The 23,788-nt window shown below is 66.6% G+C and carries 29 protein-coding genes; 27 read left to right on the top strand and 2 right to left on the bottom strand.

What is annotated here, in order from left to right:
- Window positions 1-2 precede the first annotated feature (2 nt).
- The 23 genes from rplP (at window position 3) to FHW12_RS11505 (ending at window position 16,122) form a co-directional block, all read left to right on the top strand.
- Window positions 3-416 carry a 50S ribosomal protein L16 gene (gene rplP, locus FHW12_RS11615; RefSeq protein ID WP_182531193.1) on the top strand — a complete coding sequence of 138 codons (414 nt, stop codon included), beginning with the start codon at window positions 3-5 and terminating at the stop codon, window positions 414-416.
- Complete coding sequence (gene rpmC, locus FHW12_RS11610; protein WP_131994956.1) at window positions 416-610, top strand: 50S ribosomal protein L29; 195 nt, start codon at window positions 416-418, stop codon at window positions 608-610. Before rplP ends, rpmC begins: the two co-directional genes overlap by 1 nt.
- A gap of 1 nt (window position 611) precedes the next feature.
- Window positions 612-875 carry a 30S ribosomal protein S17 gene (rpsQ, locus tag FHW12_RS11605; RefSeq protein WP_182531192.1) on the top strand — a complete coding sequence of 88 codons (264 nt, stop codon included), beginning with the start codon at window positions 612-614 and terminating at the stop codon, window positions 873-875.
- Window positions 876-903: 28 nt separating this feature from the next.
- Window positions 904-1,272: a 50S ribosomal protein L14 gene (gene rplN / locus FHW12_RS11600; RefSeq protein WP_131994950.1), complete on the top strand. Its 369-nt coding sequence runs from the start codon at window positions 904-906 to the stop codon at window positions 1,270-1,272.
- Between the two features lie 13 nt (window positions 1,273-1,285).
- On the top strand, window positions 1,286-1,600 hold the full coding sequence (gene rplX / locus FHW12_RS11595) for a 50S ribosomal protein L24 (RefSeq protein ID WP_182531191.1): 315 nt from the start codon (window positions 1,286-1,288) through the stop codon (window positions 1,598-1,600).
- A 10-nt stretch (window positions 1,601-1,610) separates the two neighbouring features.
- On the top strand, window positions 1,611-2,150 hold the full coding sequence (rplE, locus tag FHW12_RS11590; protein ID WP_182531190.1) for a 50S ribosomal protein L5: 540 nt from the start codon (window positions 1,611-1,613) through the stop codon (window positions 2,148-2,150).
- A gap of 25 nt (window positions 2,151-2,175) precedes the next feature.
- Entirely contained in the window at window positions 2,176-2,481 is a 306-nt protein-coding gene (gene rpsN, locus FHW12_RS11585) for a 30S ribosomal protein S14 (RefSeq protein WP_182531189.1), read from the top strand.
- A gap of 103 nt (window positions 2,482-2,584) precedes the next feature.
- On the top strand, window positions 2,585-2,980 hold the full coding sequence (gene rpsH / locus FHW12_RS11580) for a 30S ribosomal protein S8 (RefSeq protein ID WP_182531188.1): 396 nt from the start codon (window positions 2,585-2,587) through the stop codon (window positions 2,978-2,980).
- 20 nt (window positions 2,981-3,000) lie between these two features.
- Complete coding sequence (gene rplF, locus FHW12_RS11575) at window positions 3,001-3,528, top strand: 50S ribosomal protein L6 (protein ID WP_182531187.1); 528 nt, start codon at window positions 3,001-3,003, stop codon at window positions 3,526-3,528.
- Between the two features lie 95 nt (window positions 3,529-3,623).
- The gene (gene rplR / locus FHW12_RS11570; protein WP_182531186.1) at window positions 3,624-3,977 is read left to right on the top strand and encodes a 50S ribosomal protein L18; all 354 of its coding nucleotides are present in this window, start codon (window positions 3,624-3,626) and stop codon (window positions 3,975-3,977) included.
- Window positions 3,978-4,159: 182 nt separating this feature from the next.
- The gene (gene rpsE, locus FHW12_RS11565) at window positions 4,160-4,672 is read left to right on the top strand and encodes a 30S ribosomal protein S5 (protein WP_182531185.1); all 513 of its coding nucleotides are present in this window, start codon (window positions 4,160-4,162) and stop codon (window positions 4,670-4,672) included.
- Window positions 4,665-4,871: a 50S ribosomal protein L30 gene (rpmD, locus tag FHW12_RS11560; protein WP_182531184.1), complete on the top strand. Its 207-nt coding sequence runs from the start codon at window positions 4,665-4,667 to the stop codon at window positions 4,869-4,871. The genes rpsE and rpmD overlap by 8 nt, the downstream gene beginning before the upstream one ends.
- A gap of 59 nt (window positions 4,872-4,930) precedes the next feature.
- Window positions 4,931-5,371, top strand: coding sequence for a 50S ribosomal protein L15 (rplO, locus tag FHW12_RS11555; RefSeq protein WP_182531375.1), 441 nt, complete (start codon window positions 4,931-4,933; stop codon window positions 5,369-5,371).
- 4 nt (window positions 5,372-5,375) lie between these two features.
- A complete protein-coding gene (gene secY, locus FHW12_RS11550; protein WP_182531183.1) occupies window positions 5,376-6,689 on the top strand; it encodes a preprotein translocase subunit SecY in 1,314 nt (437 codons plus the stop codon).
- A gap of 115 nt (window positions 6,690-6,804) precedes the next feature.
- On the top strand, window positions 6,805-7,161 hold the full coding sequence (gene rpsM / locus FHW12_RS11545; RefSeq protein ID WP_182531182.1) for a 30S ribosomal protein S13: 357 nt from the start codon (window positions 6,805-6,807) through the stop codon (window positions 7,159-7,161).
- A 14-nt stretch (window positions 7,162-7,175) separates the two neighbouring features.
- Window positions 7,176-7,568, top strand: coding sequence for a 30S ribosomal protein S11 (rpsK, locus tag FHW12_RS11540; protein WP_182531181.1), 393 nt, complete (start codon window positions 7,176-7,178; stop codon window positions 7,566-7,568).
- 15 nt (window positions 7,569-7,583) lie between these two features.
- Window positions 7,584-8,216, top strand: coding sequence for a 30S ribosomal protein S4 (rpsD, locus tag FHW12_RS11535; protein ID WP_182531180.1), 633 nt, complete (start codon window positions 7,584-7,586; stop codon window positions 8,214-8,216).
- A 77-nt stretch (window positions 8,217-8,293) separates the two neighbouring features.
- Window positions 8,294-9,292: a DNA-directed RNA polymerase subunit alpha gene (locus FHW12_RS11530; RefSeq protein WP_131994909.1), complete on the top strand. Its 999-nt coding sequence runs from the start codon at window positions 8,294-8,296 to the stop codon at window positions 9,290-9,292.
- A 254-nt stretch (window positions 9,293-9,546) separates the two neighbouring features.
- On the top strand, window positions 9,547-9,936 hold the full coding sequence (gene rplQ / locus FHW12_RS11525; protein WP_182531179.1) for a 50S ribosomal protein L17: 390 nt from the start codon (window positions 9,547-9,549) through the stop codon (window positions 9,934-9,936).
- Window positions 9,933-11,222, top strand: a complete 1,290-nt coding sequence (locus FHW12_RS11520) for a hypothetical protein (RefSeq protein ID WP_182531178.1) — start codon at window positions 9,933-9,935, stop codon at window positions 11,220-11,222. The genes rplQ and FHW12_RS11520 overlap by 4 nt, the downstream gene beginning before the upstream one ends.
- Before the next feature lie 45 nt (window positions 11,223-11,267).
- On the top strand, window positions 11,268-11,786 hold the full coding sequence (locus FHW12_RS11515) for a disulfide bond formation protein B (RefSeq protein ID WP_182531177.1): 519 nt from the start codon (window positions 11,268-11,270) through the stop codon (window positions 11,784-11,786).
- A gap of 83 nt (window positions 11,787-11,869) precedes the next feature.
- Window positions 11,870-13,258, top strand: coding sequence for a class II 3-deoxy-7-phosphoheptulonate synthase (locus FHW12_RS11510; RefSeq protein ID WP_182531176.1), 1,389 nt, complete (start codon window positions 11,870-11,872; stop codon window positions 13,256-13,258).
- 212 nt (window positions 13,259-13,470) lie between these two features.
- Window positions 13,471-16,122, top strand: a complete 2,652-nt coding sequence (locus FHW12_RS11505) for a TonB-dependent receptor domain-containing protein (protein ID WP_182531175.1) — start codon at window positions 13,471-13,473, stop codon at window positions 16,120-16,122.
- Window positions 16,123-16,164: 42 nt separating this feature from the next.
- On the opposite strand, the gene typA is transcribed toward FHW12_RS11505, so the two are convergent.
- Window positions 16,165-17,997 carry a translational GTPase TypA gene (gene typA, locus FHW12_RS11500; RefSeq protein ID WP_182531174.1) on the bottom strand — a complete coding sequence of 611 codons (1,833 nt, stop codon included), beginning with the start codon at window positions 17,995-17,997 and terminating at the stop codon, window positions 16,165-16,167.
- 169 nt (window positions 17,998-18,166) lie between these two features.
- Between typA and FHW12_RS11495 the strand changes: the two genes are divergently transcribed.
- On the top strand, window positions 18,167-18,694 hold the full coding sequence (locus tag FHW12_RS11495) for a peptidylprolyl isomerase (protein WP_182531173.1): 528 nt from the start codon (window positions 18,167-18,169) through the stop codon (window positions 18,692-18,694).
- Between the two features lie 68 nt (window positions 18,695-18,762).
- Here the strand turns inward: FHW12_RS11495 and FHW12_RS11490 are convergent, their stop codons facing one another.
- Window positions 18,763-19,029 carry a GlsB/YeaQ/YmgE family stress response membrane protein gene (locus FHW12_RS11490; protein ID WP_182531172.1) on the bottom strand — a complete coding sequence of 89 codons (267 nt, stop codon included), beginning with the start codon at window positions 19,027-19,029 and terminating at the stop codon, window positions 18,763-18,765.
- A gap of 180 nt (window positions 19,030-19,209) precedes the next feature.
- Between FHW12_RS11490 and FHW12_RS11485 the strand changes: the two genes are divergently transcribed.
- The 3 genes from FHW12_RS11485 (at window position 19,210) to FHW12_RS11475 (ending at window position 23,650) form a co-directional block, all read left to right on the top strand.
- Window positions 19,210-20,406: a pyridoxal phosphate-dependent aminotransferase gene (locus FHW12_RS11485; RefSeq protein ID WP_182531171.1), complete on the top strand. Its 1,197-nt coding sequence runs from the start codon at window positions 19,210-19,212 to the stop codon at window positions 20,404-20,406.
- Window positions 20,407-20,468: 62 nt separating this feature from the next.
- Window positions 20,469-21,455, top strand: a complete 987-nt coding sequence (locus FHW12_RS11480; protein ID WP_182531170.1) for a malate dehydrogenase — start codon at window positions 20,469-20,471, stop codon at window positions 21,453-21,455.
- A 125-nt stretch (window positions 21,456-21,580) separates the two neighbouring features.
- Complete coding sequence (locus FHW12_RS11475) at window positions 21,581-23,650, top strand: S46 family peptidase (protein ID WP_182531169.1); 2,070 nt, start codon at window positions 21,581-21,583, stop codon at window positions 23,648-23,650.
- The last annotated feature ends 138 nt before the right edge of the window (window positions 23,651-23,788 follow it).

Genomic DNA, 23,788 nt, shown 5'->3' with positions numbered 1-23,788 from the left:
TCATGCTGCAACCCAAGCGCACCAAGTACCGCAAGGTCCAGAAGGCCCGCAACCGTGGCCTCTCCTACGTCTCGAACAAGGTCAGCTTCGGCGAATTCGGCCTGAAGGCGACTACGCACGGCCACCTGACCGCGCGCCAGATCGAGGCCGCCCGTCGCTGCATCACGCGCTACGTCAAGCGCGGCGGCAAGTTGTGGATCCGCGTGTTCCCCGACAAGCCGATCTCGAAGAAGCCGATCGAAGTCCGAATGGGCAATGGTAAGGGCAACGTCGAGTATTGGGTGGCTCCGGTGCAGCCGGGCCGCATGCTGTATGAAATCGAGGGCATCGCCGAAATCGAGGCTCGCGAGGCGTTCCGTCTCGCCGCCGCCAAGCTGTCGGTGCAGACCCAATTCGTGGCCCGGACGGTGCTGTGATGGAACTGAAAGAACTCCGCCAGAAGAATGCAGAGCAGCTCGCCGAGCACCTCGGTGAACTGCGCCGCGAACAATTCAACCTGCGCATGCAGAAGGGCTCCGGCCAGCTCACGCAGACCCATCAGTTTGGCCGCGTCCGTCGCGAGATCGCGCAGGTCAAGCACCTGCTCGGCGCGAAGAAGCAGGGGCAGTGACATGAGCGAGAATGAGAAGAAGCAGCGCACCCTCGAGGGGCGCGTGGTCAGCAACAAGATGACCAAGACCGTGACCGTCCTGCTCGAGCGCCAGGTGCAGCACCCGCTGTACGGCAAGATCGTGCGTCGCTCCACCAAGGTGCACGCTCACGACGAGGCGAGCGAGTGCAAGGAAGGCGACGTCGTCCGCATCGCGGAATGCCGTCCGCTGTCGAAGACCAAGAACTGGCGCGTCGTGAAAATCGTCACGCGCGCTGAAGCCTGAGCGTGGCGGGACTGGAGGAGAAAGCGACATGATCCAGATGCAGACCACGCTGGCCGCGGCGGACAACAGCGGTGCGCGCGAACTGATGTGCATCAAGGTACTCGGCGGCTCTAAGCGCCGGTACGCGCAGATCGGCGACGTGATCAAGGTTTCCGTGCGTGAAGCGATTCCGCGCGGCAAGGTGAAGAAGGGCGAGGTCTACGACGCCGTCGTGGTGCGCACCCGCAAGGGCGTGCGTCGCGCGGACGGTTCGCTGATCCGCTTCGACGGCAATGCGGCCGTCCTGTTGAACAACAAACTCGAGCCGATCGGCACCCGTATCTTCGGGCCGGTCACGCGCGAGCTGCGCGGCGAGCGTTTCATGAAGATCGTTTCGCTCGCGCCGGAAGTCCTGTAACGAGGTTGATGCCATGAACCGTATCCGCAAGGGCGACCAGGTCCTGGTTATCGCCGGCAAGAACAAGGGCCAGAAGGGCGAGGTGACGCGCGTCGCGGGTGATTCCGTGTTCGTGCAGAACATCAACCTGGTCAAGCGCCACACGAAGCCGAATCCGCAGGCGAACCAGCCGGGCGGCATTGTCGAGCGCGAGGCTCCGATCCATATTTCCAACGTAATGCTGTTCAACACCGCCACCGGCAAGGGTGAGCGCGTGGGCTTCAAGACGCTCGAGAACGGGCGCAAGGTCCGCGTGTATCGCACGTCCGGCGAAGTGGTCGACGCTTGAGGCTGACGACATGACCCGCCTTCAGACTATCTACAAAGAACAGGTCGTGCCGAAGCTGACTCAGCGTTTCGGCTACACCAACCCGATGCAGGTGCCGCGCCTGACCAAGATCACGCTCAACATGGGCGTGGGCGAGGCGGTGGGCAACAAGAAGATCCTCGAGAACGCCGTGGCCGACATGGCGAAGATCGCCGGTCAGAAGCCGATCGTGACGCTGTCCCGCAAGGCGCACGCGACGTTCAAGATCCGCGAGAACTGGCCGATCGGCTGCAAGGTCACCCTGCGCCGTCACCGCATGTACGAGTTCTTCGATCGCCTGATCAACATCTCGCTGCCGCGCGTGCGTGACTTCCGCGGCATCTCGGGGCGTTCGTTCGACGGCCGCGGCAACTTCAACATGGGCCTGAAGGAACAGATCATCTTCCCCGAGATCGATTTCGACCAGATCGACGCGCTGCGCGGCATGGACATCGCGATCACGACGACCGCCCGTACCGACGAGGAAGCGAAGGCGCTGCTCGAAGCGTTCAACTTCCCGTTCCGCAACTGACAGCGCGACAGCAGGACCCAGGATTATGGCCAAGACCTCGATGATCAACCGCGATCTCAAGCGCACCAAGCTCGTGAAGCGGCATGCCGCCAAGCGAGAGGAGCTCAAGAAGATCGTGTCCAGCACGACGGCGTCGTACGACGAGAAGATCGCCGCCGCGGTGAAGCTGCAGAAGCTGCCGCGCGACTCGAGCCCTTCGCGTCAGCGCAACCGCTGCGAGCTGACCGGCCGCTCGCGCGGCGTCTACAGCAAGTTCGGCCTCGCGCGCCACAAGCTGCGCGAAGCGACCATGCGTGGCGACGTCCCGGGTCTGCGCAAGGCCAGCTGGTAAACACGCGGAATCCTCCGCGCGAGCCCGGCCGTCCGCGGCCGGACTTCCACAAAATAGATCATTCGCATTTCGCGGATATCGGTGCACTCAGAGGTGGTTTTTCATGAGCATGACTGATCCCATCGCCGACATGTTTACGCGCATTCGCAATGCGCAGGCCACGGGCAAGCGTTCCGTGGCGATGCCGGCCTCCCGCGTCAAGCACGCGATCGCCAACCTGCTGAAGAACGAGGGCTACGTCGCCGAAGTGCAGACGAGCACGGTCGAAGGCAAGGCGAAGCTCGAGATCGCCCTCAAGTACTACGAAGGCAAGCCGGTCATCGAGCGCATCGAGCGCGTCAGCCGGTCCGGCCTGCGCGTTTACCGCGGCAAGGACGAGCTGCCGAAGATCCTCAATGGTCTCGGTATTTCGATCGTTTCCACGTCGTCCGGAATCATGACCGACGCGCAGGCCCGCAAGAAGGGCCTCGGCGGCGAAGTCATCGGCCTGGTCGCCTAAGTTTCTTGGAGAAATAAGACATGTCCCGCGTTGCCAAGAAACCCATTTCCCTGCCGAAGGGCGTCGAGTGCCAGGTCAAGGCCGACGCGATCACCGTGAAGGGCCCGAAGGGCACGCTCGCGATCGCCTCGCCGGCCGGCGTCTCCGTCGCCGTCGACGGTGGCACGATCCAGCTCAGCGCGAAGAGCGCGAACGACACGAAGATGGCGGGCACCGCCCGCGCATTGATCAACAACATGGTCACCGGCGTCAGCGAAGGCTACCAGCGCAAGCTGGAGCTGGTCGGCGTCGGTTACCGCGCGGCGCTGCAGGGCAAGGACCTCAGCCTCACGCTCGGCTTCTCGCATCCGGTCGTCTTCAAGGCGCCGGAAGGCATCACGATCACGGTTCCGGCGCAGACCGAGATCCTGATCGCGGGTGCGGACAAGCAGCGCGTCGGCGAAGTCGCCGCGAAGATCCGCTCGTTCCGTCCGCCGGAACCCTACAAGGGCAAGGGCGTGCGTTACTCGGGCGAAAAGATCACCCTCAAAGAGGCCAAGAAGGCGTAAGGACGTTGTCCGCGCGCGTGAAGGGCGGCCGTTGATCGCCGGACTTTACGCCAAGAACAGCCCATCGCAGCCGATCCGCTTCTGGAAGAACGACCATGGAAAAGAACATCGCAAGACTCCGCCGCGCCAAGTCCACGCGCGCACACATCCGCACGCTGGGCGTGCCGCGCCTGAGCGTGCATCGCAGCGGGCAGCACATCTACGCGCAGGTGCAGACCGCCGAGGGCGACAAGGTCATCGCGGCCGCGTCGACCACGCAGAAGGCGATCGCTGAAAGCCTGAAGGGCACCAAGAACAAGGCCGCGGCCGCCGCCGTCGGCAAGGCCGTCGCCGAGGCCGCGCTGAAGGCGGGCGTCGAGAAGGTCGCGTTCGACCGCTCGGGCTTCCGTTACCACGGCCGCATCCAGGCGCTCGCGGAAGCTGCGCGCGAAGCGGGCCTGAAGTTCTGATCGCGCGCGGCCGTCCGCGGCCGCGCCGACATGCACCAAACCGGCGCACCACGCCGGGCGCCAGGGCAGGCGCAGCAACAACCGGATTGAGCCGTTCCGGAACCGTTCCATCACAACTCCAAGCGGCAATGCCGCAAGCAGAAGTCCGCAACCGCTCCGGCGGGCGGCATGACAGGTGAAACATGGCGAATACGAACGAACGTGAGAACAGCGACGGCTTCCTCGAGAAGCTGATCGCGGTGAACCGCGTGGCGAAGACCGTCAAGGGCGGCCGCCAGATGAGCTTCACGGCACTGACCGTCGTCGGTGACGGCGATGGCCGCGTCGGCTTCGGTTACGGCAAGGCGCGCGAAGTGCCGGTCGCGATCTCGAAGGCGATGGAGCGCGCGCGCAAGGGCATGGTCAAGGTCGACCTCAACAACGGCACGCTGTTCCATGCGGTGAAGGCCAACCACGGCGCGGCGAAGGTGTTCATGCAGCCGGCGTCCGAAGGCACCGGCGTGATCGCCGGCGGCGCGATGCGCGCCGTGCTCGAAGTGGTCGGCGTCAAGAACGTTCTGGCCAAGGCGGTCGGTTCGCGCAACCCGATCAACCTGGTGCGCGCGACGATCAACGGCCTGCAGGCGATGGTGTCGCCGGAGCGCATCGCGTCCAAGCGCGGCAAGTCGGTCGACGAGGTGATGGGCAATGGCTAAGACGAACGCGAAGGCAGGCAAGACGATCCGCGTCCGCCTGTTCAAGAGCATCAACGGTTGCCAGGAACGCCATCGCGTCAGCGTGCGCGCGCTCGGCCTGCGCAAGCTCAACGACGTGCGTGAACTGGTCGATTCGCCGTCGGTGCGCGGCCTGGTGAACCAGGTCAGCTATTTGGTCCGCATCGAGGAAGGCGTCTGAGACGCCCGGGGCATTGAACTCGCGTTCAATGCCTCGAACTAGCAATTTCTCTGGAGTCGATTGACATGCGTCTCAACACACTCAAGCCCGCCGCTGGTGCCCGCAAGGATCGCGTCCGCGTCGGTCGCGGCATCGGTTCGGGCCTCGGCAAGACCGCTGGCCGTGGTCACAAGGGTCAGTACGCGCGCGCCGGCAAGGGCAAGGTCAAGGCCGGCTTCGAAGGCGGCCAGATGCCGCTGCAGCGCCGCCTGCCGAAGGTCGGTTTCCGTTCCAAGAAGGCCCACGAGGTCAGCGAAGTGCTGCTCTACCAGCTCGATTCGCTCAAGGCCGACGTGGTCGATTTCGACGTGCTCAAGGCCGCCGGCCTGATCGAGACCCGCGCCGAACGCGCGAAGATCGTGAAGAAGGGCGACATCAAGCGCGCGGTGAAGCTCAAGGGCGTGGCGGTCACCGCCGGCGCCAAGGCCGCGATCGAGGCTGCCGGCGGCAGCGTGGAGTAAGCGCGTGGCGTCTTCGCAGTCCAATCCGCTCGCTTCGCTCGGCAAGTTGACCGAGCTGAAGCAGCGCCTGCTGTTCGTGATCGGCGCGCTGGTCGTGTACCGGCTCGGCTCGTTCATCCCGGTGCCGGGCGTCAATCCGGAAGAGATGGCGCGTCGCATCCAGCAGGGCGGCGGCCTGCTCGACATGTTCAACATGTTCTCGGGTGGTGCGCTGAGCCGACTGTCGATCTTCGCCCTCGGTGTGATTCCTTACATCTCGGCGTCGATCATCGTGCAGATGTTCGCGTCGGTGATCCCGACCTGGCAGCAACTGCGCAAGGAAGGCGAGGCGGGACGGCGCAAGCTGACCACCTACACGCGCTTCGGTACGGTCGCGCTGGCGCTGTTCCAGTCGTTCGGTGTCGCATCGATGCTGCAGGCGCAGACCGGCATCGTCTATGCGCCCGGCCCGAGCTTCATCTTCACGACCGTCGTCGGCCTCACCGCCGGCACGATGTTCCTGATGTGGCTCGGCGAGCAGATCACCGAGCGCGGCATCGGCAACGGCATCTCGCTGCTGATCTTCTCCGGCATCGTGGCGGGGCTGCCCGCGGCCGTCGTGCATACGCTCGGCATGGCGCAGACCGGCGAATTGCCGATCCTGCGCGTCCTGATCGTGTTCGTGATCGTGCTCGCCGTGACCGCGTTCGTCGTGTTCATGGAGCGCGGCCAGCGTCGCATCACGGTGAACTATGCGCGTCGCCAGGGTGGGGCGGGCAAGGCCTACATGAACCAGAGTTCGCATCTGCCGCTGAAGATCAACATGTCGGGCGTGATCCCGCCGATCTTCGCGTCGTCCTTGCTGATGTTCCCGGCGACCGCGGCGACTTGGTTCAACAATTCCAACGAGATCCACTGGTTGCAGGTGCTGACCGCGTCCCTCGGTCCGGGCGAGCCGCTGCACATGTTGCTGTACGCGCTGCTGATCATCGTGTTCGCGTACTTCTACACGGCGCTGACGTTCAATTCGCAGGAAACCGCGGACAACCTCAAGCGCTCGGGTGCGCTGATCCCGGGCCTGCGCCCGGGCAAGGCGACGGCCGACTACATCGATGGTGTCCTGACCCGCCTGACGGGTGCCGGCGCGCTCTACCTCGTGGCGGTCTGCCTGGTGCCGGACATCCTGCGCAACGCGTGGCACGTGCCGTTCTACTTCGGCGGCACGTCCCTGCTGATCGTGGTGGTCGTGGTCATGGACTTCACCGCCCAGATCCAGGCGCACCTGGTTTCGCATCAGTACGAAAGTCTGCTCAAAAAGGCGAATTTGCGCGGCCGTTGAGCGGCAAAAGATCCAGATCCGGGCCCTCGGGGCCGGGGGTTCCCCGGCAGGGGTAAACCGGATATAATGTCAAGTTCTCTGCGCACTTAAGTAGTTTTTCTGGAGATCAACAAGCATGGCACGCATTGCGGGTGTCAATCTTCCGGTTCAAAAGCATGTCGTGATCGGCCTGCAGAGCATTTTCGGCATCGGCCGTTCGCGCGCGAAGAAGGTCTGCGCTGACGCGGGTGTCAATCCGGCAGCCAAGATCAAGGACTTGACCGAGGCCGAGGTCGACAAGCTGCGCCATGAGATCGGCAAGGTCACGGTCGAAGGCGACCTGCGCCGTGAAGTCGGCATGTCGATCAAGCGCCTGATCGACCTCGGTACCTACCGCGGCCTGCGCCATCGTCGCGGCCTGCCGCTGCGCGGCCAGCGTACCCGTACCAACGCGCGCACCCGCAAGGGCCCGCGCCGCGCCATCAAGAAGTAAGGATATCCGGGCAAATGAACAAACCCGTAGCAGTCAAGCCTAAGAAGAAGACCAAGCGTGTGGTGACGGACGCCGTCGCCCATGTGCAGGCTTCGTTCAACAACACGATCGTCACGATTACCGACCGCCAGGGCAACGCGCTTTCGTGGGCGACTGCCGGCGGCGCCGGTTTCCGTGGCTCGCGCAAGTCGACGCCGTTCGCCGCGCAGGTCGCCGCGGACAAGGCGGCGCGCGTCGCCGCCGACTACGGCGTGAAGACGGTCGAAGTGCGCATCAAGGGTCCGGGTCCGGGTCGTGAATCGGCCGTGCGCTCGCTGAACAATGCGGGCTTCAAGGTCACCAACATCATCGACGTGACGCCGATTCCGCACAACGGATGCCGTCCGCCGAAGAAGCGTCGCGTGTAAGGGGAAACAGGAACCATGGCTCGTTATCTCGGACCCACCTGCAAGCTCGCGCGCCGCGAAGGCGCCGACCTCAGCCTCAAGAGCCCCGCGCGCGCGCTCGATTCGAAGTGCAAGCTGGAGCAAAAGCCCGGCCAGCATGGCGCCGCCGGCGCCAAGCGCGGCCGCCTGTCGGACTACGGCGTGCAGCTGCGCGAAAAGCAGAAGGTAAAGCGCATCTACGGCCTGCTCGAGCGCCAGTTCCACTCGTACTACCAGAAGGCTTCGGGCCAGAAGGGCAACACGGGCGAGAACCTCCTGCGCATGCTCGAATCGCGCCTGGACAACGTCGTCTTCCGCATGGGCTTCGCCGTGACGCGCGCTGCCGCGCGCCAGCTGGTGTCGCATGCCGCCGTTCGCGTGAATGGCAAGAAGGTCAACCTGCCGTCGTACCAGGTGCGTCCGGGCGACGAGGTCGCGCTGAGTGAACGCGCCAAGAGCCAGCTGCGCGTGCAGGAATCGCTGACGGTCTCGCAGGAAATGGACCTCACCCCGTCGTGGGTCGAAGTCGACGCGAAGAAGGCGAGCGGCCTGTTCAAGACGCTGCCGGAACGCTCCGACCTGCCGTCGGACATCAACGAAAGCCTGATCATCGAGCTGTACTCGAAGTAAGAAGGCCGGGCCCCGCCCGGACCTTCGCAGGAACACATCACTGAGGAATCCGCGAGGATTCTTGGAGTCAACTGCATATGGCGGGATCGTCCACCAACGTGCTGCGTCCGCGCGGCATCCAAGTCGAACGCCTCGGTACCGACCGCGCCAAGGTCGTCGTCGAGCCGCTGGAGCGCGGCTTCGGTCACACGCTCGGCAACGCGCTGCGTCGCGTGCTGCTGTCGTCGATTCCGGGTAGCGCGATCATCGAAGTCGAGATCGACGGCGTGCTGCACGAGTACACCACGCTCGAAGGCCTGCAGGAAGACGTCATCGAGGTGCTGCTCAACCTCAAGGATGTCGCGATCCGCATGCACGGCCAAGACGAGACCACGCTCACGCTCAGCAAGAAGGGCAAGGGCGTCGTCGTCGCGGGCGACATCAAGGTCGATCACTCGGTCGAGATCGTCAATCCCGACCACGTGATCTGCCACCTGACCAAGGACATCGCGCTCAACATGCGCCTCAAGGTCGTGCGCGGCGTCGGCTACCAGCCGGCGACGGCACGCCGACTGCCGGACGAGGAAGCGCGTCCGATCGGCCGCCTTCAGCTCGATGCGTCGTTCTGCCCGGTTCGTCGCGTCGCCTACAACGTCGACAGCGCGCGCCTCGAGCAGCGCACCGACCTCGACAAGCTCGTGCTCGACGTCGAGACGAACGGCGCGATCGATGCCGAGGAAGCGGTGCGCAAGGCCGCCGAGATCCTGCAGGACCAGATCAGCGTGTTCGGTGATTTCGCGCGCCGCGAAAGCACCGACGCGAAGACCGACAAGAGCGGTGTCGACCCGGTGCTGCTGCGCCCGATCGACGACCTCGAGTTGACCGTGCGTTCGGCCAACTGCCTCAAGGCGGAAAGCATCTACTACATCGGCGATCTCGTGCAGAAGACCGAAGTCGAGTTGCTGAAGACGCCGAACCTCGGCAAGAAGTCGCTCACCGAGATCAAGGACGTGCTGTATCAGCGCGGCCTGCAGCTCGGCATGAAGCTCGACAGCTGGCCGCCGCCGGGTCTCGTCCACGGTATGCAGTTGGGCTGATTTTCCGCGGCCGCGCGCGATCCTTCGCCCGCGGTCGCTGCTGTCCACTCGTGCGATCGTCCTTGATCGCCACCCCGGCCGGATTGGCCGCAAGAGGATGCGGAAGCATCCTCGTCGATGTTCGAAAGCGGCCGGCACGGCCGTACTGTTGGAAGACAGCTCGTTGCAAACAGGGCTGCTTATCAGCGGGTAACCGCGGGTCGCCGGACACAGGTGCCGGCCTCTCATAACAATCGAGGCAAGAGGAATCCACCATGCGCCACCAGAAGGCCGGTCGCAAGTTCAGCCGCACGAGCAGCCATCGCGAAGCGATGTTCAAGAACATGGCTGCATCGCTGTTCAAGCACGAGCTCATCCGCACCACGTTGCCGAAGGCGAAGGAATTGCGCCGCGTCGCCGAGCCGCTCATCACGCTCGCGAAGACCGACGGCGTGGCCAATCGCCGCCTCGCGTTCGCGCGCCTGCGCGACAAGGAAGCGGTCGGCAAGCTGTTCGTCGAACTCGGCCCGCGTTACCGCGAGCGCAAGGGCGGCTACCTGCGCCTGCTCAAGTGCGGTTTCCGCGCCGGCGACAACGCGCCGATGGCGTACGTCGAACTGGTCGATCGTCCGCGTTCCGATGCGGGCGACCAGGCGGCCGATTGACGCCACGGCAGCCAAGCAGCGAAGAGCCCCGGCCTGTCCGGGGTTTTTCGTTTCTGGAACGCGCATCGTCGTCGGGAGCGCAGTGGGCGTTCGGACTGCTGCTCGGCGCACTCTACGTCGCCGCGATCGTCGCGATACGCCTCAGCGCGCCATTCACCGACGAGATCGATCATTTCACGCAGATCACGCAGTTCCTGCGCGGCACGGATCGCATCCTCGCCGAGCTGACGACGATTCCGGGCTACCACGCGCTCGTCGCCGCGCTGATGCGCGCATGCGGCGCGGCCTCGCTCGATGCGGCGCGCCTCGCGAATGCCGCGTTCGGCCTGTTCGCGGTCGCAGGATTCCATGCGTTGCGCCGACGCGCGTGGCCCGGTACCGAGACGCTCGCGACCGCGCAGCTGCTCGTGCTGCCGATCCTCGTGCCACTGTTCTTCGTCGTCTACACCGACGTGCTCGCGCTCGCCCTGCTGCTGTGGGCGGCGTGGGCGAGCGTCGCGCGCCGGCATGTGCTCGCGGCGTTGTTCGCGACGGCGCTCGTCGGCGTGCGCCAGCACGAAGTCGTCTGGACGGGCCTGCTCGTCATGCTCGCGATCGGCGACGATTCCCTCGAGCGCGCGCGGCGCGAGCCCGTGCGCGTGCTGGCGCCGTTGTGGCCCTACGTGGTTCCGCTCGCGGTGTTCGTCGCGTTCTGGGCGTGGAACGGCTCGATCTCGCTGTCGCGCACGCAAGCCGCGCTGCATCCGGACGCGAAGCTGCACGCCGGCAACCCGTTATTCGCACTGCTCGTCGCCGGGCTGCTGCTCCCGCTGCAGGTTCTTCAGGGACTCCCCGCGTTCCTCGCGGCGCTGCGTCGCGATCGCCCGGGTTGGCTGCTCGCGGCCGTCCCCGTACTGGTCGCGTGCGGCTTCTGGTTCGGATTTCATGCCGATAACCCGTACAACACCGCTTATCCGTGGTACTACCTGCACAACCATCTGCCCATGTTGATCGAGCAACGATGGTACGCACGAGCGCTTGCCGCGCTGGTCGCGGCGGGCGCCGCCTGTTCGCTCGCGACCTTCCGCCTGCGCCCATCGTCGGCGTACTGGCTGTTTCCGGTCGCGCTCGTTTTCCTCGCCGCGTCGTGGCTGGTCGAGCTGCGCTACGTGCTGGTGCCGCTCGTGCTGTGGCTCGCGTTCCGCGAACATCGTTCGCGGCCGGTCGAATACGCGACGTGGGCACTTTGGCTCGTGCTCGCGGTCTGCATGTACGTCGGCACGCTGACACACTGGTTTTTCCTGTAGTGCGGCCGTGACGCTAGACTTCCACGCATCGAGCCCGGAGTACGCATGAATCCCAACCCGTTCGCCTGGTCCTACCGCGCGCAGTTCGCGCTCGGCGCACTGATCTGCTTCGGTCTGGTCGCCTACGCCTACTTTATCCTCGAGCGCCAGCAGGGGATCGTCCCGTGCCCGAAATGCATGTTCCAGCGCGGCGCCTTCGTCGGCATGGGCGTGTTCTTCCTCGTCGGTGCGCTGCATCGTCCCGGAACGATCGGTCGACGCGTCTACGCGCTGCTCGTGGCCTTGTTCGCGGTGGTCGGCGGCGTGATCGCCGTGCAACACCTGTGGATGCAGATGAACCCGCCGGATCCGCTCATGGGCGGTTGCGGGATGGACTTCTACACGCTGTTCGACAACCGCTTCCCGCTCGCCCAGGCGATCCGCAAGGCGTTCATGGCGAGCGGCGACTGCAGCGAAAGCAGCTGGCGCCTGCTCGGCATCACGATGCCGGGATGGACCCTGATCTGCTACGTGCTGCTCGGCACGGGCGCACTATGGGCCGGATTCCGGCGGCGCACTGTCTAGCGGGCGATACGCCGCCGTCTGTATGACGGCGGCCAGAGGCTGTGGCATGATCGTTTTCCGCATTGCAGCAAACGACGATCGCCATGGCCTCTCCGGAACCCATCGCACCGCTCAGCACCGCTCCCGTCGAATGGTCGCCGTCGTCGTGGCAGGCTTGCCCGCACACCCAGCAGCCCGTCTATGCGGACGCCGCGGAACTCGAGCGTTCGCTCTCCCAGTTGTCGCAATTGCCGCCGCTGGTCACCTCGTGGGAGATCCTCTCGCTCAAGCGCCTGCTCGCGGAAGCGGCGGCGGGACAGCGGTTCCTCCTGCAAGGCGGTGATTGCGCGGAGAGTTTCGACGATTGCACGTCGCCGTTGATCTCCAATCGCCTCAAGGTCATGCTGCAGATGAGCCTCGTGCTCGTGCACGGGCTCAAGCTGCCGGTCGTACGCGTCGGTCGCTTCGCCGGTCAGTACGCCAAGCCGCGTTCGGCCGACAGCGAGACGCGGGACGGCGTGACGCTGCCGAGCTACCGCGGCGACCTCGTCAACGCCGCCGCGTTCACCGCTGAGGCGCGCCGCGCGGATCCCCAGCGCCTCATCCGCGGCCATGCGCGCTCGGCGATGACGATGAACTTCGTTCGCGCGCTCGTCGACGGCGGTTTCGCCGACCTGCATCACCCCGAATACTGGGACCTGGGCTGGGTCCAGCACTCGCCGCTGCAGGTCGAATACCGCGCGATGGTCGAGTCGATCGGCAATTCGCTGCGCTTCATGGAGACCCTCGCCGGCGAGCCGCTCGGCAGCTTCCAGCGGGTCGACTTCTACACCTCGCACGAGGCGCTCGTGCTGCACTACGAGCAGGCGCTCACGCGCCAGGTGCCGCGCCAGGCCGGCTGGTTCAACCTGTCGACGCACTTCCCGTGGATCGGCATGCGCACCGCGGCGCTCGACGGCGCGCACGTCGAGTACTTCCGCGGCATCCGCAATCCGATCGCGGTGAAGGTCGGCCCGTCGGTGACGCCGGACCAGCTGCGCCGCCTCGCCGACGCGCTCGATCCCGAGCGCGAGCCGGGCCGCCTCACGTTGATCCACCGCATGGGCGCGACCAAGATCGAAGGCGCGCTGCCGCCGCTGCTCGCCGCGATGAAGGGCGGCGGGCGCACGCCGTTGTGGGTGTGCGATCCGATGCACGGCAACACCGAGACCGTCGGCAACGGCGTCAAGACGCGCCGCTTCGAGAACATCCGCGGCGAGCTCGATTGCGCGTTCGACGTGCACGCGGCCGCCGGCACCCGCCTCGGCGGCGTGCACCTGGAGCTCACTGGCGAGAACGTCACCGAATGCATGGGCGGTGCGCGCGACCTCACCGAGACCGATCTCGCGCGCGCCTACAAATCGCAGGTCGACCCGCGCCTCAACTACGAGCAGTCGCTCGAACTCGCGATGCTGATCGTACGCAAGCGCGGCGCGCTGCCGCCGACCCGCTGACCTCGACCCTCGACGTAGCCACCGGCCGGCGATTGCGTCGCCGCTCCGGTCTGGCATAAAGTACGTTTATCGTCGTACGTTACAAGGTGGAATCGTGCACTGCCGCATGCTTCGCATGCGGCGGCAGGCTGTCGTGCGCCTCGTTGCGGCCACGGCGCGCCGATTGCCTCCGGCGTCACGGCGCATCGCCAATCGACGGGGAGGAGATCGACGTGAAACGTGTCCATGTGAACCGTGTCCATGCACACCGCATCCGATCGCTGTTGCTCGGCCTGGCCATGCTGGCCGGGTTCGGCATCGGACGGACATCGATCGCCCAGGACGAGCCGGCGGGCGACGAAGTCGAGCTCGCGCCGGTCATGGTCACCGGCACGCGCATGAAGCGCGTCGACCAGGAGGACCTGCAGCCGCTCATCGTCATCTCGCGCGACGACTTGCAGGTATCGGGTCGCACTTCGGTCGGCGCCGTGCTCGCGAACCTCACGCAGAACAGTTTCGGCGCGCCGCTCGACCACAACCCGACCACGAGCGCGCCCGGTACGACCACGGCCGGCCTGCGCGGGCTCGGCGCGCAGTACACGCTCGTGCTGCTCAACGGCATTCCGCTGATCGGGCAGGGGTCGCTCGGTGGCGACGCGCAGAACCTCAACGTGCTGCCGTGGGCCGCCGTCGATCGCATCGAAATCCTCGGTGACGGCGCGTCGGCGGTGTACGGCTCGAGCGCGGTCGGCGGCGTGATCAACGTGATCACGCGCCGCGATTTCAGCGGCGCCGCGGTCACCGCGCAGGTCGATCGGCCCACCGCGAGCGGCGCCGACGCGAACAGCGCGAGCGCGCTCGCCGGTTTCCACGACGAGCGCAGCCAGGCGATCTTCAGCGTCGACTACTCGAAGGAGGATCCGCTGTTCGCGCGCCAGCGCAGCTACCTTCCGCCGGGCCTGTCGTCGTACGGCGCGCCGCCGACCTGGCGTCGCGACGATCCCTCGCCCGAGGTCGACCAGACCTGGCACGCGGCGGCCGACTGCCCGCAGACGCTCGGCAGCGACCCACGCTATCCGAATTCCGCGCTCGGGCCTTACTACGAGGACTATGGCCAGTTCTGCCAGTACAACTTCCAGGCGGACGCCGAGCTGCGCGCCGCGCTCGAGCGCAAGACGCTGCTCGCGCAAGGCTCGACCGCGGTCGGCGACTCGATGAACGCGCATGCGCTGCTGCTCGTATCGCGCAACCGCTCGCGCGCCGAACTCGCACCCGCGCCGACCGGCGCGCTCGCCGATGCGATTCCGGCGGACAGCCCGTTCAACCCGACGCTCGGCGAAGTCGCGCCCGGCCTCGGCTATTCGCTCGACCTCGCCTATCGACCCGTACCCGCCGGGCCGCGCATCAACCGCGGCGACGACCGCGTCGAGCAGCTCACGACCGGCCTCGGCGGCACGCACGTCGGCGGCTGGGAAGCGGACTGGAACCTCGACCTGACGGGCACGCGCTACGCGGAAGACCTCGAAGGAACGAACTACGCGAGCGTCTCGCGTTTCCTCGACGCGATCTCCGCCGGCACCTTCGATCCGTTCGCCGATCCCGCGACGCAGGACTTCTCGCAGTTCCGCACGTCGATCTCGAGCACGGCCGTGCACCGTACGCAGGGGGCGTCGTTCCAGCTGCAGCCGCGCTCGTACTCGCTGTTCGACGTTCCACTGGATGTGCTGGTCGGCCTCGACTACGCGCACGAGAGTCTCGCGACCGGCTACGACGACCAGCAGCTCGCCGGCGACGTGTTCGGCGGCGTGCCGGCGACGCCGGTCGACCTCACGCGCAACCACCATGCCGCCTTCACCGAGGTCGCGCTGAACAACAACGGCCGCTGGCAGCTCAAGGCCGCGCTGCGACGCGACGACTACAGCGACGCGGGCGGCGCGACGAGCCCGAAGCTGTCGGCGATGTGGCGCCCGACCGATTCGCTGCTGCTGCGCGCGAGCATCGGCAAGGGCTTCCACGTGCCCGACCTCGTCACGCTCGGCGCGCCGACCTACACGAGCGAATCGCAGATCACCGACCTGCTCGGTTGCCAGCTGCGCCCGGACGATCCGATCGCCTGCGGCAGCCCGGTGCGCGAGCTCGTATTCTTCTCCAATCCGAAACTCGGTGCCGAGACCGCGCGCCAGTCGAACATCGGTGCGGTGTTCTCGCCGACGCGCGACTTCAGTGTCGGTGTGCAGGGCTTCCGCACGCATTTCGACAACGCGATCACGCAGCTCGACATGTACACGGTGCTGTTCAACGACATCGCCTGCCACGACGCCGGGCGCACCTGCGACGTCTATCGCGAGGGTCTGGTCGAGCGCGACGCTGACGGCGAGATCGCACGCATCCTCGTGCCGCAGCAGGTCAACGCGGTGAGTTCGCTCACGCGCGGTTTCGACGTCGACCTGCGCACGGGTCACGACTTCGCGTTCGGTCGCATCGAGGCGAACCTGTCGTGGTCGCGCATCACGCGATCCGAACAGGAATTCGAGGGCAGTACCAATGCTCCCCTCGGTTACCTCGGCTATCCGCGCGATCGCGCGAACCTCGGCGTCAGTTGGCAGGGCGGTGCATGGAGCGCGTCGGCGCAGGCGCACGTGATCGGTTCGCAGCGCAACTGCGATTCCTACGATGCCGAATCGGAAAGCTGTGCGCTGAGGGTGCCGACCTACACCACGCTCGACCTGCAGCTCGGCTGGCACGCGAGCGCGAAGACACAGCTCGCGATCGGCGCGATCAACGCCGGCGACCGTCGGCCGTTCATCGACTACAACGGCGTCTTCGGCAGCGCGTACAGCGCGGTCGGCCGCGTCGTCTACCTGCGCGTGGAGCAGGGATTCTGAGATCGAGGTCCGCGCACGCGCCGGGGCGCGTGCGCGCGACCGTCAGGCCGCCTGGCGCGAGGCGCGCTTGCGGTCGTTCTCGGTGAGGTGCTTCTTGCGCAGGCGGATCGCCTTCGGCGTGACCTCGACGAGTTCGTCCTCTTCGATGAACTCGAGCGCCTGCTCGAGCGACATGCGGATCGGCGGCGTCAGCTGCACGTTGTCGTCCTTGCCGGCGGCACGGATATTGGTGAGCTGCTTCGCGCGCAGCGCGTTGACCGTGAGGTCGTTGTCCTTGGCGTGGATGCCGACGAGCTGGCCCTCGTAGATCTCGTCGCCTTCGCTCACGAGCAGGCGGCCGCGTTCCTGCAGGCCCACCAGCGCGTAGGCCGGCGCCGGGCCCTGGCCGTTCGAGATCATCACGCCGTTCGGACGCTTGGCGATCGCGCCCTCGGCCTTCGGGCCGTAGTGGTCGAACACGTGGAACAGCAGGCCGGTGCCTGCGGTGATCGTGCGGAACTCGGTCTGGAAGCCGATCAGGCCGCGCGCCGGGATCATGTAGTCGAGGCGCACGCGACCCTTGCCGTCCGGCTCCATGTTGACGAGCTGGCCGCGGCGCATGCCGAGGCGCTCCATCACGCCGCCCTGGTACTGCTCCTCGAGGTCGCACACGAGTTGCTCGATCGGCTCGCTCGCAACGCCGTCGATGTCCTTGATGATGACTTCGGGGCGAGACACCGCGAGCTCGTAGCCTTCGCGACGCATCGTCTCGATCAGCACCGACAGGTGCAGCTCGCCGCGACCGGACACCTTGAACTTGTCCGGGTCCTCGGTCTCCTCGACCTTGAGCGCGACGTTGTGCAGCGTTTCGCGCAGCAGGCGGTCGCGCAGCTGGCGCGACGTCAGGAACTTGCCGCCGCTATGGTCGCGGTTGCCCGCGAACGGGGAGTTGTTGACCTGGAACGTCATGCTGATCGTCGGCTCGTCGACGGTCAGCACCGGCAGCTGTTCCGGCGCGTCCGTCGCGCAGATCGTGTCCGAGATGCCAAGTGCCTCGATGCCGTTGAGCGCGATGATGTCGCCGGCTTCCGCCTCGGGGACTTCACGCCGCTCCAGTCCCATGAAGCCGAGCACCTGCAACACCTTCGCGCTGCGGCGCTTGCCTTCGCGATCGATCACCGTGACCGGCATGTTGGTGCGCACCTTGCCGCGCTGCACGCGGCCGATGCCGATCAGGCCGACGTAGTTGTTGTAGTCGAGCTGGCTGATGCGCATCTGGAACGGGCCGTCGAGGTCGACCTGCGGCGGCGACACGTGCTGCATGATCGCTTCGTAGAGCGGCGTCATGTCGCCCGAGCGCGCTTCCGCGTCGAGGCTCGCGTAGCCGTGCAGCGCCGAGGCGTAGACGACCGGGAAGTCGAGCTGCTCGTTGGTCGCGCCGAGGCGATCGAACAGGTCGAAGGTCTGGTTCAGCACCCAGTCGGGGCGCGCACCGGGGCGGTCGATCTTGTTGATGACGACGATCGGCCGGAAGCCCATCTGGAACGCCTTCTGGGTGACGAAGCGCGTCTGCGGCATCGGCCCGTCCATCGCGTCGACGAGGATGAGCACGGTGTCGACCATCGACAGCACGCGCTCGACCTCGCCGCCGAAGTCGGCGTGGCCCGGCGTGTCGACGATGTTGATGCGGTTGCCCTGCCAGGTGATCGCGGTGTTCTTCGACAGGATCGTGATGCCGCGTTCCTTTTCCTGGTCGTTCGAGTCCATCACGCGCTCGGCGAGCACGGTGCGTTCGCTGAACGTGCCGGACTGCTTGAGCAGGCAGTCGACGAGGGTGGTCTTGCCGTGGTCGACGTGGGCGACGATCGCGATATTGCGGAGGTTTTCGATGGACATCGGAGCAGGGCCTGCGGCCATGGATGCGGCCGCTCTGGGGGTCGGGGGCGGCACGTGCCGCAAGTTAGCCGCATATTATAGCGGGAATCCGTGACCGCTGCCGGCGCCACGGGGAATCCCGCGCGCGGATCGGTTAGGCTGCGCGTCCCACGAATCCGGAGCCATCCCGATGTCCCTTCCCGAGCTGACCGCCGAAATCGCGACCGCCCACGGCACGATCCACCTGCGCCTGTTCGCCGACCAGGTGCCGATGACCGTCGCGAGCTTCGCCAACCTCGCCCGCCGCGGCTTCTACGACGGCAAGACGTTCCATCGCGTGATCCCCGATTTCATGATCCAGGGCGGCTGCCCGCATGGCAGCGGCACCGGCGGCCCCGGCTACCAGTTCGACGACGAGATCGTCCCGGCCCTAAAGCACGACCGCCCGGGCATCCTGTCGATGGCGAACGCGGGCTCGCGCATGGGCCACGGCACCAACGGCAGCCAGTTCTTCATCACGCACGTGCCGACGCCGTGGCTCGACGGCAAGCACACCGTGTTCGGCAGCGTCGTAGGCCCGGCCGACCAGGCGATCGTCGACAAGATCAAGGGCGGCGACAGCATCCAGTCGATCACGATAAAGGGCGACACCGCACCCTTGTTCGCCCAGGAAAAGACGCATCTGGACGCGTGGAACGCGGTGCTCGACCGCGGCTGAAGCACAGCGCTCTTCCACGAAAAAGGCCGCCCTGGGGCGGCCTTTTTCGTTTGCGCGTCGCGCCGGCGTCAGGCTGATGTATTGCGGCGGAACAGGCGATAGATGATCAGCAGGATGATCGAACCGATCACGCCACCGATGAAGCCGGACGGCTCGATCGTCCCGCTGATCGCGGACTTGAAGCCGAGCGTCTGCGCGAGGAAGCCGCCGACGAACATGCCGGCCACGCCGAGCAGGCCGGTGACGAAGAAGCCGCCCGGATCCTTCCCGGGCATGAGGAACTTCGCGACGATGCCGACGAGCAGGCCGACGATGAACATCCACAGGTAGTGCATGGACAACTCCTCCTGGCGGGCGAAAGGCCGATCGCACTCTAGCGCATGCGCCTGACGCATGGCTTGCTGCGACGCGTCGGCTGCGTGACGGAGCGCCGGCCGGGCGGAGCGGGACGCTGTGGTAGAATTTTCGGCTGTCCGGCTCCATTTCGAGCCCGTCTCTCCCTGCCGAGGATTCGCATGCCGACTCTCGCTGCGCGCATGAGCCGCGCCAAGCCCAGCGCCATCATGGCGGTCGCCGAAAAGGCCAAGCAGCTCAAGGCCGCGGGCCGCGACATCATCAGCTTCTCGATCGGCGTGCCGAACTTCCTGCCCGGCGAGCACGTGTACGCCGCCGTCCGCGACGCGCTCGCCAAGGACAGCGGCCAGTACGGCTCCAACCGCGGCGCCGACGCGCTGCTCGACGCGTTCCTGCTCCACCTCGAAGGAACCGGCCTCGGTGGGTACACGCGAAAGAACGTCGCGACCGGCATCGGTGCCAAGCACGTGCTCTACAACCTCGCCGAGGCGCTGCTCGATCCGGGCGACACGATCGCGTTCGCGGTGCCGTACTGGACCACCTACGTCGACATCGCCGAGATCGTCGACGCGAAGATGCGCCTGATGCCGTGCCCGGCCAGCCAGAACTACAAGCTGACGCCGGCGCAGCTCGACGCCGCGCTGCCAGGCGTGAAGGTGTTCCTGTTCAACAACCCGAACAACCCGACCGGCATGGTCTACACGAAGGACGAGATCGCCGCGCTCGCCGACGTGCTGGTCAAGCACCCGGACGTGTGGATCGTCTGCGACGACATCTACAACCGCATGGTGTTCGACGGCATCGGCTACCACAACTTCGTCAACGCGCGGCCGGAGCTGCGCGAGCGCACGATCCACGTCGATTCGATCTCCAAGACCTACGGCATGCCGGGCTGGCGCGTCGGTTTCATCGCCGCGCCGGAACAGGTCGCGCAGGCGTTCGTCACGCTGAACTCCAACCACATCACCAACATCCCCGAGATCGTCACCGCGGCCGCGGTCGCCGCGCTGGGCGGGCCGCAGGACGTGCCGACGCAGAAACGCGCGGAGTTCCAGTCCAAGCGCGACCAGGTGCTCGCGGTCATGAACTCGATCCCGGGCGTGATCTGCCCGCGCCCGCAGGGCGCGTTCTACGTGTTCCCGGACATTTCCTGCGCGTTCGGCAAGCGCCACGGCGACCGCAGGATCGCCAACGACGTCGACCTCTGCAACGCACTGCTCGAGGACAAGGGCGTCGCCTGCGTGCCGGGCAGCGCCTTCGGCGAGCCGAATGCGCTGCGCATCTCCTACACCTGCCCGACGGAGCAGCTGCCGGAAGGCCTGAAGCGATTCCGCGAGTTCTTCGCCGAACTCAAGTGAGTGCGCACGGCGCCCGCGGGCGCCGCGCGCCGATCCCGTTCAACGTTCACTGGAGTTACCCCATGAAGACCCCCGTCCGTGTTGCCGTCACCGGCGCCGCCGGCCAGATCGGCTATGCCCTGCTGTTCCGCATCGCCGCCGGCGACATGCTCGGCCCCGACCAGCCGGTGATCCTGCACCTGCTCGAGATCACCCCGGCGCTGCCCGCGCTGCAGGGCGTCGTGATGGAGCTCAACGATTGCGCGTTCCCGACGCTCGCCGGCGTGGTCGCGACCGACGACGTCAACGTCGCGTTCAAGGACGTCGACTACGCGTTGCTCGTCGGCGCGCGTCCGCGCGGCCCGGGCATGGAGCGCAAGGATCTGCTCGAGGCGAACGGCGCGATCTTCGCCCCGCAGGGCAAGGCCCTCAACGACCACGCCAAGCGCGACGTGAAGGTGCTCGTGGTCGGCAACCCGGCCAACACCAACGCGCTGATCGCGCAGCAGAACGCCCCCGACCTGGATCCGAACTGCTTCACCGCGATGGTCCGCCTCGACCACAACCGCGCGCTGTCGCAGCTCGCCGAAAAGACCGGTGCACACACGACCGACATCAAGCGCATGACGATCTGGGGCAACCACAGCTCGACGCAGTACCCGGACATCCACCACGCGACGGTCAAGGGCAAGCCCGCGATCGATGCGGTCGACGGCGCCTGGTACAAGGACACGTTCATCCCGACCGTGCAGCAGCGCGGCGCCGCGATCATCAAGGCGCGCGGCGCGTCGTCGGCCGCATCCGCGGCGTCGGCGGCGATCGACCACATGCGCGATTGGGCGCGCGGCACCACCGACGGTGACTGGGTCTCGATGGGCATTCCGTCCGACGGCTCGTACGGCATCCAGCCGGGCGTGATCTACGGCTATCCGGTCACGATCAAGGGCGGCAAGTTCTCGATCGTGCAGGGCCTCGAGATCGGCACGTTCTCGCGCGAGCGCATGGACGCGACCGACAAGGAACTGCGCGAAGAGCGCGCCGGGGTCGAGCACCTGTTCGCCAAGCGCTGACCCACGACGGCGCCCGCCGCAGCGGCGGGCGCCGCTTCCTGCCGGACCGCCGTGCGCGGCCCGCACGGCTTTCCGTCCGGCGCGCAGCGTGTCCGGACGCGACGATCCCCACGAGGAGTCCTCCCATGTACAAGCTCGCAGTCGGCATTTTCCTCGCGTTCGCGACCGGCTCCGCCGCGCTCGCCGGGGAAGGCATGTGGACGCCGGACAACCTGCCGGTGGCGCAACTGCAGGCGAAGTACGGCTTCACGCCGACCGCCGAATGGACCACGCACGCGCAGCATGCGGCGCTGCGCCTCGCGGGCGGCTGCTCGGGTTCGTTCGTGTCGCCGAACGGGCTCGTGCTGACCAACCACCACTGCGTCAACTCGTGCGTGCAGCAGCTGTCGACCGCCGACAAGGACTTCATCAAGTCCGGCTTCCTCGCCAAGGAAGAGAAGGACGAGATCAAGTGCCCCGAGATCGAGCTCAACCGGCTAGACACGATCGCCGACGTGACCGCGCGCGTGAAGCAGGCGACCGCGGGCAAGAGCGGCGAGGCGTACAGCAAGGCGGACAAGGCGATCAAGTCCGAGATCGAGAAGGAATGCGTCGCCCAGGACAGCGCGAGCACGCGCTGCGACGTCGTCGACCTGTACCACGGCGGCGTGTACGCGCTCTACAAGTACCACCGCTACCAGGACGTGCGCCTGGTGTTCGCGCCCGAGTTCGAGATGGCGTTCTTCGGCGGTGATCCCGACAATTTCAACTTCCCGCGCTATGACCTCGACATGGGCATGCTGCGCGCGTGGGAAGGCGGCAAGCCGGCGACGGTCGCCGACTATTTCCCGTTCTCGAAGGACGGCGCGGCCGACGGCGAGATGGTCGTCACGATCGGCAACCCGGGCGGCACCGACCGCCAGCTCACGATCGCCGAACTCGAATCCGCGCGCGACCTCGACCTGATCGCGCGCCTGCTGCTGCTCGCCGAGCAGCGCGGCATGATCGAACAGTTCCGCAGCGAGTCGCCCGAGCACTGGCGCATCGGCCAGCACGACCTGTTCAGCGTCGAGAACTCGTTCAAGGCCCTGCGCGGCCGCCTGCTCGCGCTGCAGGATCCGGCGGTGTTCGCGCTCAAGCGCAAGCAGGAGGCCGAGCTGCGCGCGTTCGTCGACGCCGATCCCGCGCGCAAGGCGAAGGCCGGCGGCGCCTGGGACGCGATCGCCAGGGCGATGGACACGTACCGGACGATCGAGACGCGCTACAAGTACGTCGAGGCGCACCGCGGCTTCTTCTCGGAATACTATGCACATGCACGCACGCTCGTGCGCGGCACGATCGAGCGCGGCAAGCCGAACGCCGAGCGTCTGCGCGAGTACACCGACTCGAAGCTGCCGAGCGTGACCCAGCAGTTGCTCTCGAGCGCGCCGATCTATCCCGACTACGAACAGGTCACGCTCGGCTGGTCGCTGACCAAGCTGCGCGAGGCGCTCGGCACCGACGATAGGTTCGTGCGGCAGGTGCTCGGCAATGACGCGCCGGACGCGGTCGCGCGCCGACTCGTCGCCACCACCAAGCTCGGCGACCCGGCCGTGCGCAAGGCGCTCTGGGACGGCGGTGCGGAGGCGGTGGCGAAGTCGGACGATCCATTCATCGAGCTCGCGCGAGCGGTCGATCCCGAGGCGCGCGCGATCCGCAAGCGCTACGAGAACGAGGTCGAGGCGATCGTCGACAAGAATTCCGAACTCATCGCCGCCGCGCGCTTCGAGAAGTACGGCACCAGCGCGTATCCGGACGCGACGTTCACGCAGCGCTTCTCGTTCGGCGAAGTGCGCGGCTGGGACGAGAAGGGCAAGGCGGTGCCGCCGTTCACCGACATCGCGGGCACGTTCGCGCACGCGACCGGTGCCTATCCGTTCGCGCTGCCGGCGTCGTGGCTCGCCGCGAAGGATCGCCTCGACCTGCGCAAGCGCATGAACCTGGCGACGACCAACGACATCATAGGCGGCAATTCGGGCAGCCCGCTCGTCAATGCCCGCGGCGAGATCGTCGGCCTCGTGTTCGACGGCAACATCCATTCGCTCGGCGGCAACTACTGGTACGACGAGCGCCTGAATCGGACCGTGTCCGTGCACAGCGGTGCGATCCTCGAAGCGCTCGGCAAGGTCTACGGCGCGGACCGCCTCGTGCGCGAGCTCGAGTCCGCCCGCCACTGATCGCCGCCGCCGGCTCCGGCCGGCGGTCCCGCGAGAGATCCGGACGCCGGATCCGAGCGCTCCGGCGCGGTCCGACGTGCCCGCTATTGACACCTGCGGCGCCGCGCGCTGCACTGGTGGCGTCCTGCGGCGAAGGGG

The organism is Dokdonella fugitiva (genome assembly GCF_014138265.1).
GTDB classification, from domain to species: Bacteria; Pseudomonadota; Gammaproteobacteria; order Xanthomonadales; family Rhodanobacteraceae; genus Dokdonella_A; species Dokdonella_A fugitiva_A.
The sequence above is the reverse complement of the archived record's forward strand: the minus strand, read 5'-3'. Positions and strand labels throughout refer to the sequence as shown.

What these genes read in the sequence shown, in the direction of transcription:
- rpsH (WP_182531188.1), top strand. Translation starts at nt 2,585, where the DNA reads ATGAGCATGACTGATCCCATCGCCGACATGTTTACGCGCATTCGCAAT.
- rpsE (WP_182531185.1), top strand. Translation starts at nt 4,160, where the DNA reads ATGGCGAATACGAACGAACGTGAGAACAGCGACGGCTTCCTCGAGAAG.
- rplX (WP_182531191.1), top strand. Translation starts at nt 1,286, where the DNA reads ATGAACCGTATCCGCAAGGGCGACCAGGTCCTGGTTATCGCCGGCAAG.
- FHW12_RS11485 (WP_182531171.1), top strand. Translation starts at nt 19,210, where the DNA reads ATGCCGACTCTCGCTGCGCGCATGAGCCGCGCCAAGCCCAGCGCCATC.
- rpsK (WP_182531181.1), top strand. Translation starts at nt 7,176, where the DNA reads ATGAACAAACCCGTAGCAGTCAAGCCTAAGAAGAAGACCAAGCGTGTG.
- rpsN (WP_182531189.1), top strand. Translation starts at nt 2,176, where the DNA reads ATGGCCAAGACCTCGATGATCAACCGCGATCTCAAGCGCACCAAGCTC.
- rpsM (WP_182531182.1), top strand. Translation starts at nt 6,805, where the DNA reads ATGGCACGCATTGCGGGTGTCAATCTTCCGGTTCAAAAGCATGTCGTG.
- FHW12_RS11515 (WP_182531177.1), top strand. Translation starts at nt 11,268, where the DNA reads ATGAATCCCAACCCGTTCGCCTGGTCCTACCGCGCGCAGTTCGCGCTC.
- FHW12_RS11510 (WP_182531176.1), top strand. Translation starts at nt 11,870, where the DNA reads ATGGCCTCTCCGGAACCCATCGCACCGCTCAGCACCGCTCCCGTCGAA.
- rpmD (WP_182531184.1), top strand. Translation starts at nt 4,665, where the DNA reads ATGGCTAAGACGAACGCGAAGGCAGGCAAGACGATCCGCGTCCGCCTG.
- rplF (WP_182531187.1), top strand. Translation starts at nt 3,001, where the DNA reads ATGTCCCGCGTTGCCAAGAAACCCATTTCCCTGCCGAAGGGCGTCGAG.
- typA (WP_182531174.1), bottom strand. Translation starts at nt 17,997, where the DNA reads ATGTCCATCGAAAACCTCCGCAATATCGCGATCGTCGCCCACGTCGAC.
- FHW12_RS11530 (WP_131994909.1), top strand. Translation starts at nt 8,294, where the DNA reads ATGGCGGGATCGTCCACCAACGTGCTGCGTCCGCGCGGCATCCAAGTC.
- rpmC (WP_131994956.1), top strand. Translation starts at nt 416, where the DNA reads ATGGAACTGAAAGAACTCCGCCAGAAGAATGCAGAGCAGCTCGCCGAG.
- rplQ (WP_182531179.1), top strand. Translation starts at nt 9,547, where the DNA reads ATGCGCCACCAGAAGGCCGGTCGCAAGTTCAGCCGCACGAGCAGCCAT.
- FHW12_RS11490 (WP_182531172.1), bottom strand. Translation starts at nt 19,029, where the DNA reads ATGCACTACCTGTGGATGTTCATCGTCGGCCTGCTCGTCGGCATCGTC.
- rplP (WP_182531193.1), top strand. Translation starts at nt 3, where the DNA reads ATGCTGCAACCCAAGCGCACCAAGTACCGCAAGGTCCAGAAGGCCCGC.
- FHW12_RS11495 (WP_182531173.1), top strand. Translation starts at nt 18,167, where the DNA reads ATGTCCCTTCCCGAGCTGACCGCCGAAATCGCGACCGCCCACGGCACG.
- rplN (WP_131994950.1), top strand. Translation starts at nt 904, where the DNA reads ATGATCCAGATGCAGACCACGCTGGCCGCGGCGGACAACAGCGGTGCG.
- FHW12_RS11480 (WP_182531170.1), top strand. Translation starts at nt 20,469, where the DNA reads ATGAAGACCCCCGTCCGTGTTGCCGTCACCGGCGCCGCCGGCCAGATC.
- rplE (WP_182531190.1), top strand. Translation starts at nt 1,611, where the DNA reads ATGACCCGCCTTCAGACTATCTACAAAGAACAGGTCGTGCCGAAGCTG.
- rpsQ (WP_182531192.1), top strand. Translation starts at nt 612, where the DNA reads ATGAGCGAGAATGAGAAGAAGCAGCGCACCCTCGAGGGGCGCGTGGTC.
- FHW12_RS11475 (WP_182531169.1), top strand. Translation starts at nt 21,581, where the DNA reads ATGTACAAGCTCGCAGTCGGCATTTTCCTCGCGTTCGCGACCGGCTCC.
- rpsD (WP_182531180.1), top strand. Translation starts at nt 7,584, where the DNA reads ATGGCTCGTTATCTCGGACCCACCTGCAAGCTCGCGCGCCGCGAAGGC.
- rplR (WP_182531186.1), top strand. Translation starts at nt 3,624, where the DNA reads ATGGAAAAGAACATCGCAAGACTCCGCCGCGCCAAGTCCACGCGCGCA.